This is a genomic window from Pseudomonas sp. Arb-4-2C (assembly GCF_055755015.1).
The window spans coordinates 4,780,673-4,794,979 of sequence record NZ_CM146899.1 but is presented as its reverse complement, the minus strand read 5'-3'; the positions used below and the strand labels follow the sequence as shown (position 1 = coordinate 4,794,979).

The window sequence follows — 14,307 nt, the reverse complement described above, 5'->3', positions numbered from 1 at the left end:
AGCGGTAGTTGTTCTGGATCTGACGAAGTAGGACAATTGCCGGCTTCACGTCACCATCAGCGACCTTGAATGGCCTTCCTTGCACTCGGTATTAACCACAAGACTGCTTCAGTAGACGTCCGCGAGCGCGTGGCCTTTACCCCTGAGCAGCTGGTGGAAGCCTTGCAGCAGCTCTGCCGACTGACCGACAGCCGCGAAGCTGCGATCCTTTCCACCTGCAATCGCAGTGAGCTTTATATAGAACAGGATCAGCTGTCGGCGGATACCGTGCTGCGCTGGCTGGCCGATTATCACCATTTAAGCCTCGATGAGCTGCGTGCGAGTGCTTATGTGCATGAAGATGATGCGGCAGTTCGTCACATGATGCGTGTCGCCTCCGGGCTCGATTCGCTGGTATTGGGCGAACCGCAGATTCTCGGCCAGATGAAATCGGCCTACGCTGTGGCCCGCGAGGCCGGCACCATCGGCCCGCTGCTGGGGCGCCTGTTTCAAGCGACGTTCAATGCCGCCAAGCAGGTGCGCACCGACACCGCCATCGGCGAAAACCCGGTGTCCGTGGCGTTTGCCGCCGTCAGCCTGGCCAAACAGATTTTCAGCGACCTGCAACGCAGTCAGGCCCTGTTGATCGGCGCCGGCGAGACCATCACCCTGGTCGCCCGCCATTTGCATGAGCTTGGGGTCAAGCGCATCGTGGTTGCCAACCGTACGCTGGAGCGCGCCAGCCTGCTGGCCGAGCAGTTCGGCGCGCATGCGGTGCTGCTCTCGGACATCCCGGCGGAACTGGTGCGCAGCGATATCGTGATCAGCTCGACCGCCAGCCAATTACCGATCCTCGGCAAGGGCGCGGTCGAAAGCGCGCTGAAGCAGCGCAAGCACAAGCCGATCTTCATGGTCGACATCGCCGTGCCCCGGGACATCGAGCCGGAAGTCGGCGAACTGGACGACGTTTACCTTTATAGCGTCGACGATCTGCACGAAGTGGTCGCCGAAAACCTCAAGAGCCGGCAGGGCGCAGCCCAGGCGGCGGAAGAGATGGTTTCGGTGGGTGCCGACGACTTCATGGTGCGCCTGCGCGAGCTGGCGGCGGTCGATGTGCTCAAGGCCTATCGCCAACAGAGCGAACGCCTGCGCGACGAAGAGCTACAAAAAGCCCTGCGTCTGCTGGCCAACGGCGGCAACGCCGAAGAGGTGCTCGGGCAACTGGCCCGTGGCCTGACCAATAAACTGCTGCATGCGCCTAGCGTGCAACTGAAAAAGCTTTCTGCCGAAGGCCGCCTCGATGCGCTGGCCATGGCCCAGGAACTCTTTGCCCTCGAGGGCTCACCGGATAGTTTTTCGGATAAAAAACCGCAATGAAAGCGTCACTGCTCAATAAGCTGGACATCCTCCAGGACCGTTTCGAGGAACTGACCGCGCTGCTTGGCGACGCCGAAGTCATTTCCGATCAAGCCAAATTCCGCGCCTATTCCAAGGAATACGCCGAACTCGAGCCGGTCGTGCAAGGCTATAAAAAGCTGCTCGGCGTACAAGGCGATCTTGAAGGCGCGCAGGCGCTGCTCAAGGACAGCGACCCGGACATGCGTGAAATGGCCGTGGAAGAAGTCCGCGAAGCCAAAGAGTTGCTGGTGACGCTGGAAGCCGATCTGCAGCGCATGTTACTGCCCAAGGATCCCAATGACGGTCGTAACGTCTTTCTCGAAATTCGCGCCGGCACCGGTGGCGACGAGGCGGCGATCTTCTCCGGCGACCTGTTCCGCATGTACTCGCGTTACGCCGAACGACGTGGCTGGCGTGTGGAGATCCTTTCGGAAAACGAAGGTGAACACGGTGGCTATAAAGAAGTCATCGCCCGCATTGAAGGCGACAACGTTTACGGCAAGCTGAAATTCGAATCCGGCGCGCACCGCGTACAGCGTGTACCCGCCACCGAATCTCAGGGCCGCATCCACACCTCGGCCTGCACCGTCGCCGTGTTGCCCGAGCCGGACGAGCGCGAAGCCATCGAGATCAACCCGGCGGATCTGCGCGTCGACACGTTCCGCTCCTCCGGGGCCGGTGGTCAGCACGTCAACACCACCGACTCGGCGATCCGTATCACGCACATACCGACCGGCACCGTCGTCGAGTGTCAGGAAGAGCGTTCCCAGCACAAGAACCGTGCGCGGGCGATGGCCTGGTTGTCGGCCAAACTCAACGATCAGCAAACCGCAGCGGCGGCCAATGCCATCGCCAGCGAGCGTAAATTGCTGGTGGGTTCGGGCGACCGTTCCGAGCGTATCCGCACGTACAACTTTGCCCAGGGCCGGGTCACTGACCATCGTGTCAACCTGACCCTGTACTCCCTCGATGAAATTCTCGCCGGTGGCGTTGAAGCGGTGATCGAGCCTTTGCTGGCCGAATACCAGGCTGACCAACTCGCAGCGATAGGTGAATAAATGACCATCATTGCCAGTCTGTTGCGCGCCGCCGAACTGCCGGACTCGCCCACGGCGCGTCTGGATGCCGAATTGCTCCTCGCGGCGGCACTGGGCAAACCGCGCAGCTTTCTGCACACCTGGCCCGAGCGCATCGTGCCGAGCGAAGCGGCGCTGCTTTTTGCCGAGTACCTGCAACGACGCCGTGGCGGTGAGCCGGTGGCCTACATTCTCGGTCAGCAGGGTTTCTGGAAGCTGGATCTGGAAGTGGCGCCGCACACGCTGATCCCGCGTCCGGACACCGAATTGCTGGTAGAGGCCGCGCTGGAATTGCTGCCGGCAACGCCGGCGAAAGTTCTCGACCTGGGCACCGGCAGCGGCGCGATCGCCCTGGCCCTGGCCAGCGAACGTCCGGCGTGGAAGGTCACGGCGGTGGATCGCGTGCTGGAAGCCGTGGCCCTGGCCGAACGCAATCGTCAGCGCCTGAACCTGAACAACGCCACGGTGCTGAGCAGCCACTGGTTCAGCGCCCTCGAAAACCAGCGATTCAACCTGATCATCAGCAATCCGCCGTACATTGCCGCCGCCGACCCGCATCTGGTCGAGGGCGACGTGCGTTTCGAGCCAGCCAGTGCGCTAGTGGCCGGTATTGACGGGCTCGACGATCTGCGCCTGATCGTCGCCCAGGCCCCGGGCCATCTGGAGGCTGGTGGCTGGCTGATGCTCGAACACGGCTATGATCAAGCCGAGGCCGTGCGTGACCTGTTGCTGACCAGCGGTTTCGAAGAAGTCCACAGCCGCACCGATCTGGGCGGCCATCAACGGATCAGCCTGGGGCGCCTGCCGTGCTGAATGATCAGGAGTTGCTGCGCTACAGCCGGCAGATTCTGCTGCAACACATCGATATCGATGGGCAACTGAAGCTCAAGGACAGCCGTGTGCTGATCGTCGGTCTCGGCGGTCTCGGCGCGCCGGTCGCGCTGTATCTGGCGGCGGCCGGTATCGGTGAGCTGCATCTGGCGGATTTTGACACGGTCGACCTGACCAACCTGCAACGCCAGATCATCCATGACACCGACAGCGTCGGCATGAGCAAGGTCGACTCGGCGCTCAAGCGCCTGGGCGCGATCAATCCCGAGATTCAACTGGTTGCCCATCGTCAGGCGCTGGACGAAGACTCGCTTGCCGCTGCCGTGGCTGCGGTGGACCTGGTGCTCGATTGCTCCGATAACTTTTCCACGCGCGAAGCGGTCAATGCCGCCTGCGTAGCGGCGCGCAAACCGCTGGTCAGCGGCGCAGCGATTCGTCTTGAAGGGCAGTTGTCGGTGTTCGACCCGCGCCGCCCGGAAAGTCCGTGCTACCACTGCCTGTACGGGCACGGCAGCGAGGCCGAGCTGACCTGCAGCGAAGCCGGTGTGGTCGGGCCGCTGGTGGGGCTGGTCGGCAGTCTGCAAGCGCTCGAAGCGTTGAAGGTACTGGTCGGTTTCGGCGAGCCACTGGTGGGCCGTTTGCTGCTGATTGACGCACTGGGTTCACGCTTCCGAGAGCTGCGCGTCAAGCGCGACCCGGGTTGCAGCGTCTGTGGTTCGCAGCATGCGTGAAGCACCGATCGCGGTGTTCGACTCCGGTGTCGGCGGCTTGTCGGTATTGGCCGAGATCCAGCGCTTGCTGCCTCAGGAGTCACTGCTGTATTTCGCCGATTGCGGACACATTCCCTACGGCGAGAAGACCCCGGAATTCATTCGCCAGCGCTGCAACGTGATGGCCGGATTTTTCCGCGAGCAGGGCGCCAAGGCCCTGGTGATCGCCTGCAATACTGCCACGGTGGCCGCGGTTGCCGATTTGCGCCGGGACTTTCCCCAATGGCCGATCGTCGGCATGGAGCCGGCGGTCAAACCTGCCGCCGCCGCGACCCGTAGCGGTGTGGTCGGCGTACTCGCCACCACCGGCACATTGCAGAGCGCCAAGTTCGCCGCGTTGCTCGACCGTTTTGCCACGGATGTTCGGGTTGTCACCCAGCCGTGCCCGGGGCTGGTCGAGCTGATTGAAAGCGGCGATCTGCACAGCAGCGAGTTGCGCGCATTGCTCAAGCACTATGTCGATCCGCTGCTGGCCAATGGTTGCGACACGATCATTCTGGGCTGCACCCACTATCCCTTTCTCAAGCCGATGCTCAAGACGATGCTCAAGACGATGATCCCCGAGAGCATCAGCCTGATCGACACTGGCGCGGCCGTAGCACGGCAGCTGCAACGGTTGCTGGCCGAGCGCGAGTTGCTCGCCGAGGGGCCGAACCGCCCGGTCAGATTCTGGACCAGTGCCGATCCCGAGTCCTTTCGCAAGACCCTGCCCCTGCTGGGCCAAGTCGCCGGCGTCGTTGAAAAATTCACCTTGTAAAAAAAGTGTGAAATATCTAAAAAGTCAGCTGAACTTCTGATCAAGCGCCGATTTCTATACGGCTGAGTTACCTAGAAAACCAAACGATCGTTCCGGAAAAGGAAGTTTCAACGTGAAGCGACTATTCTGCTTGGCCGCGATTGCGGCTGCACTGATGGGGCAAAGTTTTACTGCACAAGCGGCAAACGTTGAGTTTGCAGTGGGGGCGACCAGCGATTCGACGATGACGTATCGCCTGGGGATGAATTTCGATTGGGACAAGAGCTGGCTGCAAAGCGACGTCGGGCGTCTGACCGGCTACTGGAGCGGCGCTTACACTTACTGGGAAGGTGACAAGACCTCCAGCAACAACAGCCTGTCGTTCTCGCCGGTGTTCGTTTACGAGTTTGCCGGTCAGTCGGTCAAACCGTATGTGGAAGCGGGGATTGGTGTGGCGCTGTTCTCCGATACGCGCTACGAAGACAACAATATCGGCCAGGCCTTCCAGTTCGAAGACCGCCTCGGTTTCGGTTTGCGTTTCAACGGCGGGCATGAAGTGGGGATTCGCGCGACTCACTATTCCAACGCCGGTCTGAACAGCAACAACGACGGTGTGGAAAGTTACTCGCTGCATTATTCGATGCCGCTGTAACGGCTTGCAGATAACCCTGTGGGAGCGGGCTTGCTCGCGAATGCGGTGTATCAGTCGACAGCTGAGTTGATTGACCCACGGCTTTCGCGAGCAAGCCCGCTCCCACATTTGGTTTTGGGGTGTCTTCGGGATCAGCGGTAGGCCGTGGCAATGCCTTTGCGTTCTTCAATGCATTCCGGCGCACCCATCTCGAACTCGCGGCAGATCAGCGGGCGTTTCTCGTAGATCGTGCACATCATGCTGTCGCGATCCAGCGCGGCGCACCAGCCGTCGTCCAGACGCAACATCACCTCACCGCCCCACTCATCGGTATCGATAAAGCGCTCAGGCACGCCGGTGTCGGTAATCAACATCACTTCGAGCTGACAGCAACAGGCTGCGCAGGTCGAACACGTGACCGCTGGTTCGGCAATTTGCCGATGGGGAATGGTTTTCATGGTCGGCAGTGTAAGGCAGTGGCCGGTGACTGTGTGAAAGGCCTGACAGACGCTCAATGGATCGGGCTCAATGGCTCAGACGTCGCGCCATGGCATGCAGCAACGGAAATAGCAGTGACCACAGCAGAGCGATGCCGATCAGGGTCGGCAGTTCACCATAGGGAAATTGCACCCCGGCCAAATGTCCGCCGCCGTAATAGGACACGGCGCCACCCACTGCGCCGAGTACGCTGGCCAGCCACCATGGCCGGGCGCTCCATTGCAGGCAGTGGCGCAACGTGGTGGCGAGCAAGGCCCAGAGCAGCATCAGCCACAGCGGAATCAGCGGTGCCGGATCCTGAAAATCGAACACCCCCGCTGCGCGCAATACGCTGTCCACCGCGGTGCCGACAATCACCACGCTGAGGATCAGGCGACCTTCCGCCGCCCAACTGCTGATCCAGCCCAGATGGATCACCAACACCGCCAGGGCCAGCAGCAACCACAGGCTATTGCCGCCGAGCACGCAGGCCAGCCAGCCGATCTGGAACAGCGCTGCGTTGCATAGCCGCTCAAGCATCGAAGCGCCCGAGCAGTGGCGCCGGCATCGCCGCAGGTTTAGCCAGAAGCAGTTGCGCCGTGCCGATGGTGCGTTCCAGGAATCCGCCCTCGCAGTAACACAGATAAAACTCCCAGAGCCTGAGGAAGTAATCGTCGTAGCCCAGCTCGCTCAACCGCCCGTGGGCGCGGCGAAAGTTCTCGTGCCACAGGCGCAGGGTGCGGGCGTAATGCAGGCCGAAGTCTTCCATGTGCAGCAGGTTCATGTCGGTGTCGCGACTGACGATCTCGAGCATCTTCTGCACACAGGGCAGGGCGCCGCCGGGGAAGATGTAGCGCTGGATGAAGTCGACACCGCGCCGGGCCTGTTCATAGCGCTGCTCGCGGATGGTGATCGCCTGCAACAGCATCAGGCCGTTGCTCTTGAGCAGGTGCGCGCATTGCTTGAAGTAGGTCGGCAGGAAGCGGTGGCCGACCGCTTCGATCATTTCGATCGACACCAGTTTGTCGTATTCGCCGGTGAGGTCGCGGTAGTCCTTGAGCAGCAGCGTTACCCGATCCTGTAATCCCAGTGCCTCGATACGCTGGGCGGTAAACGCGTACTGCTCTTTCGACAGTGTCGTGGTGGTTACATGGCAACCGTAATGCTGCGCGGCGTAGAGCGCCATGCTGCCCCAACCTGTGCCGATCTCCAGCAAGTGGTCGGTGGGCTTGAGCGCGAGTTTCTGGCAGATCCGTTCCAGCTTGTTCAGTTGGGCCTGTTCCAGACTGTCCTCGGGGGTGAGGAACTGCGCTGCCGAATACATCATGGTCGGGTCGAGAAATTGCTCGAACAGATCGTTGCCCAGGTCGTAGTGCGCGGCGATGTTTTTCTGCGAACCCTTGCGCGTGTTGCGGTTGAGCCAGTGCAGGCCTTGCACGAAGGGGCGACCGAGGCGGGCCAGTCCACCCTCCATCGCGTCCAGCACGTCAAGATTGCTGACGAACACTCGCACCACGGCGGTCAGGTCAGGCGAACTCCAATAGCCATGAATAAACGCCTCGCCTGCACCGATCGAACCGTTGCTGGCGACCATGCCCCAGGCGGCTGGGTCCTGTATGTGGATTTCGCCCAGCAACGCACTGCCCGGGGTGCCGAACAGTGTTTGCTCACCGTCCTCGATCAGCAGCAATTGGCCGTGTTTGAGCTGGCCCAACTGGCGCAACACACCGCGACGCAGCAGCGAGCCGGTCAAACCATTGGTATTGAGGCGACTGACTGACAGGCTAGAGGATTTCATGGCGTTGCTCCTTGGGAGGCGCAGTGGCGATCTGAAAGCTGCCGTCGGCAGCCTGATGAGCAAAAATCGGGGCACGCTTGAGCAGCAGGCGCAGGGCTTGCCAATAAATCGCCAGGCAGGTTTTCGCGGTCATCCACGGAAAGCGCCACAAGTAGCGGTGCAGGCTGCGGCGGTCGAGGGGCTCGCGCTGCAAGTTCAGCGTGGCGTCGAACAGTTTCTGTTCGCCCTGCCAGTCGGCCATGTGCACACCCAAGGTTTGTGCTGCCGGGCTGAAACTCATGCGGTACTCAAGATCACGCGGCAGGAACGGCGAGACATGAAAGGCCTTGGCCACGGCGAAGTGCTGGTGAAAGTCCTGCAGATCGACCGGAGTACGGGCCGGCAGCACGTAGTGATAACGCTCGCGCCACGGCGTGTTGGTCACTTCACAGAGAATCGCTGCCAGTTGGCCGTCGGCCTCGTGGCAATAAAAGAAACTCACCGGGTTGAACGCCAGACCCCAACTGCGTGGTTGGGTCAGCAGGCAGACCGATCCTTGCGGTTCATGGCCGAGGGCGGCGCCGACCTGCTGGCGCACCGCATCGATCAGGCGCATGCCGCTGCCGGTGAAGGTTTTCAGGTAGTCGGTTTCACGGAATGAAAACGCTGCAAAACGGCTGCGACTGGCAAGTGCCGAGAGCTCGAACACCGCGTCCTGTTCGGCCAGATCGAGGTACAGCAGACCGATCCGGTAACGGAACTCATGGCGTCTGGGCGCAAAGCGTCGGTGGCCGATCCAGCCGCTGTACAGGGCGCTGTTCATAAGCTTTCCCCGAACGCCTCGGCCACGCGCAAGGCGCTGACCACGCCGTCTTCATGAAAGCCGTTGGCCCAGTAGGCGCCGCAGTAATGGGTGTGTTGCTGGCCGTCCAGTTCGGCCCAGCGGTTTTGCGCCGCCACCGCCGCGAGGCTGAATTGTGGATGGGCGTAAGTGTATTTGGCGAGCACCTTGAACGGACTGATGCCGGCGCTCTGATTGAGGCTGACGCAGAACGTGGTGTCGCTCGCCATTCCCTGCAGAATGTTCATGTCGTAGGTGACAGCGGCATGCGTATGGCCGGCACCGCTCAAGCGGTAGTTCCAACTGGCCCAGGCCAGTTTGCGTGAGGGCAACAGGCGGGTATCGGTATGCAATACCACTTCGTTATCGGCGTAGGGCAGGGCGCCGAGGATCGTCCGTTCTTCGTGGCTGGGAGTGGCCAGCAGTTGCAGGGCCTGGTCGCTGTGGCAGGCGAGCACGACTTTGTCGAAGCGTTCGATGCCGGCCGGGCTGTGGATCACCACGCCGTGTTCGTCGCGATCGATACGGGTCACTGGGCAACTGAGGCGGATCCTGTCGTTGAATGCTGCAGTCAGTGGCGCGACATAGGCACTTGAACCGCCCTCGATCACCTGCCATTGCGGGCGATCACTGACCGACAACAACCCATGATTCTTGAAAAAACGCACGAAGAACTGCAGTGGAAAATTGAGCATCTCGGCCATCGGCATCGACCAGATCGCCGACCCCATCGGCACGATGTAATGCAGGATGAAGCGTTCGCCGTAACCGCCGGCCTTGAGGTAATCGTCGAGCGTGGTGTCGGCGGCGATCCGTTGTTCAGCAAGATCGCGCTGGGCTTCCTTATTGAAACGCAGGATGTCGCGCAACATGCCCCAGAATCCCGGCGACAGCAGGTTGCGGCGCTGGGCAAACAGGCTGTTGAGGTTGTTGCCGTTGTATTCCAGCCCCGTGTCCGGGTCGGTCACCGAGAAGCTCATTTCGGTCGGTTTGAACGACACCCCGAGCTGGCCAAGCAAACGAATGAAGTTCGGGTAAGTCCAGTCGTTGAACACGATGAAACCGGTGTCCACGTTGTATTCGCGGCCATCGACGGTCACCTGCACGGTGTGCGTGTGGCCGCCGACCCAGTCGCTGGCCTCGAACACCGTGACGTCATGTCGGCGATTGAGCAGGTAGGCGCAGGTCAGGCCCGCGATCCCGCTGCCGACGATGGCGATTCTCATGTTGGGTCCCGCAACGGTGGGCTGCTGCGCACCATGCGCTTGCCGATTGCCAGTTGCAGGCGCGCCGGCAGCTTCGACAGTGGCCACAGTGCTGCCATGAACAGTGCCGGAAAGGCGATTTCCAGAGGACGATCCTTGAGCTTGGCGAAGATGTGTCGTGCTGCTTTATCCACAGGCCAACTGAGGGGCATCGGAAAATCGTTCTTTGCCGTCAGCGGTGTTTCGACAAAGCCTGGGCTGATGATGGTGACTTCTATGCCTTCGTCCGCCAGATCGATGCGCAGCGATTCAAACAAGTAGCGCAGCCCGGCTTTCGACGCGCCGTAGGCTTCGGCCCGAGGCAGCGGCAGATAGGTGACGGAGCTGGCCATGCCGATCAGATAGGGCGCGGTGCCTTTGCGCAGCAATGGCAGGGCGGCTTCAATGCAGTAGCTGCTGGCGAGCAGGTTGGTGCGCACCACATGTTCGATGATCGAGGCGTCGAACTGCCGCGCATCAACATACTCACAGGTGCCCGCATTGAGGATCACGCTATCGAGCGAGCCCCAGGCGTGTTCGATCTGCTGGCCGATCTCGCGCACGACCTGACTGTTGGTCAAGTCGCCTGCCACAATCAGCACTTGCCCCGGATAGCGTTGCGCCAACACCTTGAGTGGTGGCAACTGGCGCGAGCTGACGGCCAGATGCGCGCCGCTTTTCAGAATCTCTTCGGCCAGCGCTGCGCCGATGCCACTGCTGGCACCGGTCAGCCAATACCGCCGTGGAGGTGTACGACTCATCCCATTCTCCTTTTCAGCCAGGCAATCACCCGGCCCAATACGGGTAAATGTTCATACAGCATCGCCCCGGCATCGAAATAATCCCGGTGGCGATAGACCTTGTCGCGCCACAGCAGGTGCGAACACCCGGCGACGCGAATCAATCGGCCACCCGCCAGGCGCGGGTGGCGGTAACTCATGACCCAGCGCAGGTAGCCTTCACAGTCACCGATCTGGTCGAAGCCGTGGAAGTCAAAGCGCAGCTCGTTGACGTTGGCATACAGCTCGCTGAAGTAATGCTGCAGTTGCGCCAGCCCCTGGACTTCGTGCAACGGGTCGGTGAAGTGAATGTCATCGCTGTACAGCTCGCCCAGACGTTGCAGGTTGCCTTTGTTCAATTCGGCAAACTGGCGAGCGAAGCGGCGCAGAAATTCACTCATGGCCCTCTCCCATGGACGAGCGCGACGGCAGGTTCTTGAAGGCCGCCAGCGCCCGTTCGCGCGACGCCCCGAGATTGACGATCGGCAACGGATAATCCGCGACGCCGAACAGCCCGCCAGCACTGGCCGGGTTGTGCACTTGCTTTTTGTTCAAATCGGCCAGCTCAGGCAGCCAGTGCTTGATGAACAGGCCTTCGCTGTCGAATTTTTCCGATTGGCTCAGCGGGTTGAAAATGCGGAAGTACGGCGCCGAATCGGTGCCGGTCGATGCGCTCCACTGCCATCCGCCGTTGTTCGCCGCCAGGTCGCCGTCGATCAGGTGCTGCATGAAAAACCGTTCGCCTTCGCGCCAGTCGATCAGCAGGTTTTTGGTCAGGAACATCGCCACTACCATCCGCAGGCGGTTGTGCATCCAGCCGGTTTCCAGCAGTTGGCGCATGGCCGCATCGATGATCGGCAACCCGGTGCGTGCTTCTTGCCAGGCAGCGAGTTCGTCCGGTGCATCGCGCCAGGCCAGGGCCTCGGTTTCCGGGCGAAACGCACGGTTGCGCGAGACGCGGGGATAGCCGACCAGAATGTGTTTATAGAACTCGCGCCACAGCAGCTCGTTGATCCAGGTCACCGCGCCGACCTTGCCGCTGTCGAACTCGCCTTGATTGCTTTGCAGGGCGGCGTGCAGGCATTGGCGCGGCGAGATCACCCCGGCGGCCAGATAAGCCGAAAGTTGACTGGTGCCGGGCTTGGCCGGGAAGTCGCGCTCGCTCTGGTAGTAGTCGATTTGCGCGTCGGCGAAGGTATCGAGACGGCGCCGGGCTTCCTGTTCGCCGGCCGGCCACAGGGCGCGCAATGACCCACTTGGTGTTGCAAAACCTTCGATCGAAGCAGGCACCGGATCGCTGGCGATGTTGAGCTGCGCCTGTTTGCCGGGTGCTTTTACCAGCGCAGGCATCGAGCGATGCAGGCGCTCGTAGCACACCTTGCGGAACTGGCTGAACACCTGAAAGTAGGTCTCGGTCTTGGTCAGTACCGTGCCGGGTTTGAACAACAGTTGGTCAAGATAACTGTGAAAAGCGATGCCTTTGGTGTTCAGGGCCTGGGCCACCGCCGCATCACGACGGCTTTCGTGGACGCCGTATTCTTCGTTGGCGTGCACGGCCTCGATGTTCAGTTGCCGGCATAGTTCGAGCAGCACGGCCGGGGCCTGATCCCAATGAGCAGCTGTGCGCAGCAGCAACGCAATGTTCAGTTCACCGAGGCGTGCGCTCAGTTCACGCAGATTACGCAGCCAGAAGTCGACCTTGCACGCGGCGTCGTCATGCTCGCGCCACTGCTGCGGGCTCAACAGGTACACGGCAACCGTCGGGCCGCGCGCTGCGGCGGCGGCGAGGGCGGTGTTGTCATGTTGGCGCAAGTCGCTGCGCAGCCAGATCAATTGCATCGCGGTTTCCATTAAATCAGCCCACGCTGAACGAGTGCCTGATGTGCCGAGAGCGGATCTTCGGCCAGGGACAAATCAGCGATCTCACGGGTTATTACGGACAACTCGGTCTGGTGGATGCATACCGTTGGTCCGACCAGCATTTTCGGAGCACTGACGCCATTCAGCAGTTTTGGCAACTGCGCCAGGTTCATCGCCTTGCTCGAATACAGCAGTACGCCACGCGCTTGCAGATGCTCGACCGCCAGCGCCAGTTCTCCGGCCGGTAGCGGCCAGTCGAACACTTGCACCGGGCAATCGGCACTGCTGATCAGCCACGCGCATAGCCACAGGTGCGGTTCCAGTGGCAGGTCGGAGTGATTGATCAACAGCAGCGGCGCAGCGTGTAGTTGCCGATTGTTATGGTAGATGCGTGCGCCGAATTTGCTGCGTAACCACGAATAAAAGAACACCCGCTCCATTTGCGCCCCGAACTGGCCTTGCCAGCGCTGTTCAAGTTCGGCCAGCAGCGGCAGCAGCAATTGCTCGCACAGGGTGCGCGGTGGATACAGGGCCATGGCCTGGTTGATGCTGTCGTCGAGGTTACGTTCGTTGAGCTGGGTGACGGCGTTGAGCAGGGCGTGACGCAGGCGTTGCCAGTCGTTCTCCACCGTTTCGGTAAAGGCTTGTGGCGTGTCGAGCAGCGGTTTGACCTGACTGACCGCCACGCCCCGGTTGAGCCAGGTGAGAATGGTCAGGATCCGTTGCACATGCTCGCTGGAGTACAGGCGATGGCCCTTGGGCGTGCGTTGCGGCACGATCAGCCCATAACGGCGCTCCCAGGCGCGCAGGGTGATTGCGTTGACGCCGGTCTGCCGCGCGACCTCGCGGATCGGCAGCCAACCCTCGTCGAGGGCTTTCTTGAAGTCGGCGCCGAGGTCTTCCTGGGCGCTGGTGTCGAGTGTGTCGTTCATCAAATGGCGTTTCGCAGGCTGAGGTTTTCCGGATGCGGCTGCAGGTAGACCTGTTGCGCAATGTACGGATCCGGGTGTTGGCGAAAGTGGTGTTTGAGCAACGTCAGCGGCACCACCAGCGGCACGATGCCGTGACGGTACTGGCCGATGACATGCTGCATTTCCTGTTTGTCGGCGGTGCTGATCGCCCGTTTCAGATAACCGCTGATGTGCTGCAGGACATTGCTGTGGGTACGGCGGGTGGCGCATTTCTTCAGCGCACTCATCAATTCGCTGAAGTAGCGCGGGCCGAGTTCGACCGGATCGGTCTGGCCCATGTTGCCCAACAGTTTGCCCAGGGCCTTGTACTGCTCCGGGTTGTGGGCCATCAGCAGGTATTTGTAGCGCGAGTGGAATTCGGTCAGTGCGCGGCGGCTCAAACCCTGTTTCAGCACTTGCTGCCATTGGCTGTAGGCGAGTACGCGGGTGATGAAGTTTTCCCGCAGCACCGGATCGTTGAGGCGCCCGGCTTCTTCCACCGGCAGGTCCGGATGCTGCGCGCAGAACGCCTGGGCATAAATACCACGGCCGCCGCCGTTCACCGGTGCGCCGTTGGCGTGATAGACCTTGACCCGTTCCAGACCGCACGAGGGCGATTGCTGCATGAAAATGTAGCCGCAGATGCCATCAAGTTCGCCAGCCATTCGCTTGCCGTAGGCGGCCAGCGGTTCGGTGACATTGATGTGCGGGTTGACGGTGCCGATGGCTTCGGGGGTGTCCGGATTCCCCACCAGCCTGATCGGCTCGCGAGGAATGCCCAGGCCAATGGCGACTTCGGGGCACACCGGGACGAACTCGAAATACTCGACAAGGGTGCGGCTGCACAGCCGCGATTCCTTGTGCCCACCGTTGTAGCGCACTTCGGCGCCCATCAGGCAGGCGCTGATGGCGATTTTTGGCCGGGAGACAGTAAGGTCGGACATGCACACCTCGAATC

The 14,307-nt window shown here is 61.3% G+C and carries 16 protein-coding genes; 6 read left to right on the top strand and 10 right to left on the bottom strand.

Going from position 1 to position 14,307, the window contains the following annotated elements; translation table 11 throughout:
• Window positions 1–69 precede the first annotated feature (69 nt).
• The 6 genes from hemA (at window position 70) to AC0J41_RS21670 (ending at window position 5,442) form a co-directional block, all read left to right on the top strand.
• The gene (gene hemA / locus AC0J41_RS21695) at window positions 70–1,356 is read left to right on the top strand and encodes a glutamyl-tRNA reductase (protein ID WP_025109349.1); all 1,287 of its coding nucleotides are present in this window, start codon (window positions 70–72) and stop codon (window positions 1,354–1,356) included.
• Window positions 1,353–2,435 carry a peptide chain release factor 1 gene (prfA, locus tag AC0J41_RS21690; RefSeq protein WP_025109348.1) on the top strand — a complete coding sequence of 361 codons (1,083 nt, stop codon included), beginning with the start codon at window positions 1,353–1,355 and terminating at the stop codon, window positions 2,433–2,435. Before hemA ends, prfA begins: the two co-directional genes overlap by 4 nt.
• Entirely contained in the window at window positions 2,436–3,266 is an 831-nt protein-coding gene (gene prmC, locus AC0J41_RS21685) for a peptide chain release factor N(5)-glutamine methyltransferase (RefSeq protein ID WP_473013572.1), read from the top strand. It begins immediately after the preceding gene.
• On the top strand, window positions 3,260–4,015 hold the full coding sequence (locus AC0J41_RS21680) for a molybdopterin-synthase adenylyltransferase MoeB (RefSeq protein ID WP_025109346.1): 756 nt from the start codon (window positions 3,260–3,262) through the stop codon (window positions 4,013–4,015). Before prmC ends, AC0J41_RS21680 begins: the two co-directional genes overlap by 7 nt.
• Window positions 4,008–4,811, top strand: coding sequence for a glutamate racemase (gene murI, locus AC0J41_RS21675; RefSeq protein ID WP_473013571.1), 804 nt, complete (start codon window positions 4,008–4,010; stop codon window positions 4,809–4,811). The genes AC0J41_RS21680 and murI overlap by 8 nt, the downstream gene beginning before the upstream one ends.
• Before the next feature lie 112 nt (window positions 4,812–4,923).
• Complete coding sequence (locus tag AC0J41_RS21670) at window positions 4,924–5,442, top strand: acyloxyacyl hydrolase (RefSeq protein ID WP_025109344.1); 519 nt, start codon at window positions 4,924–4,926, stop codon at window positions 5,440–5,442.
• Between the two features lie 131 nt (window positions 5,443–5,573).
• Here the strand turns inward: AC0J41_RS21670 and AC0J41_RS21665 are convergent, their stop codons facing one another.
• From AC0J41_RS21665 to AC0J41_RS21620, 10 genes are all read right to left on the bottom strand, one after another.
• A complete protein-coding gene (locus AC0J41_RS21665) occupies window positions 5,574–5,879 on the bottom strand; it encodes a YkgJ family cysteine cluster protein (protein ID WP_025109343.1) in 306 nt (101 codons plus the stop codon).
• Window positions 5,880–5,946: 67 nt separating this feature from the next.
• Entirely contained in the window at window positions 5,947–6,438 is a 492-nt protein-coding gene (locus tag AC0J41_RS21660; protein ID WP_025109342.1) for a DUF2878 domain-containing protein, read from the bottom strand.
• Window positions 6,431–7,696, bottom strand: coding sequence for an SAM-dependent methyltransferase (locus AC0J41_RS21655; protein WP_025109341.1), 1,266 nt, complete (start codon window positions 7,694–7,696; stop codon window positions 6,431–6,433). The genes AC0J41_RS21660 and AC0J41_RS21655 overlap by 8 nt, the downstream gene beginning before the upstream one ends.
• Entirely contained in the window at window positions 7,683–8,498 is an 816-nt protein-coding gene (locus AC0J41_RS21650; RefSeq protein ID WP_473013570.1) for a DUF1365 domain-containing protein, read from the bottom strand. Before AC0J41_RS21650 ends, AC0J41_RS21655 begins: the two co-directional genes overlap by 14 nt.
• On the bottom strand, window positions 8,495–9,742 hold the full coding sequence (locus tag AC0J41_RS21645; protein ID WP_473013569.1) for an NAD(P)/FAD-dependent oxidoreductase: 1,248 nt from the start codon (window positions 9,740–9,742) through the stop codon (window positions 8,495–8,497). Before AC0J41_RS21645 ends, AC0J41_RS21650 begins: the two co-directional genes overlap by 4 nt.
• A complete protein-coding gene (locus AC0J41_RS21640) occupies window positions 9,739–10,521 on the bottom strand; it encodes an SDR family NAD(P)-dependent oxidoreductase (protein WP_473013568.1) in 783 nt (260 codons plus the stop codon). The genes AC0J41_RS21645 and AC0J41_RS21640 overlap by 4 nt, the downstream gene beginning before the upstream one ends.
• Window positions 10,518–10,940 carry a nuclear transport factor 2 family protein gene (locus AC0J41_RS21635; protein WP_025109337.1) on the bottom strand — a complete coding sequence of 141 codons (423 nt, stop codon included), beginning with the start codon at window positions 10,938–10,940 and terminating at the stop codon, window positions 10,518–10,520. The genes AC0J41_RS21640 and AC0J41_RS21635 overlap by 4 nt, the downstream gene beginning before the upstream one ends.
• Complete coding sequence (phrB, locus tag AC0J41_RS21630) at window positions 10,933–12,378, bottom strand: deoxyribodipyrimidine photo-lyase (RefSeq protein WP_473013567.1); 1,446 nt, start codon at window positions 12,376–12,378, stop codon at window positions 10,933–10,935. Before phrB ends, AC0J41_RS21635 begins: the two co-directional genes overlap by 8 nt.
• A gap of 11 nt (window positions 12,379–12,389) precedes the next feature.
• Entirely contained in the window at window positions 12,390–13,331 is a 942-nt protein-coding gene (locus tag AC0J41_RS21625; RefSeq protein WP_473013566.1) for a MerR family transcriptional regulator, read from the bottom strand.
• On the bottom strand, window positions 13,331–14,293 hold the full coding sequence (locus AC0J41_RS21620) for a YbgA family protein (protein WP_473013565.1): 963 nt from the start codon (window positions 14,291–14,293) through the stop codon (window positions 13,331–13,333). Before AC0J41_RS21620 ends, AC0J41_RS21625 begins: the two co-directional genes overlap by 1 nt.
• Between the last annotated feature and the right edge of the window lie 14 nt (window positions 14,294–14,307).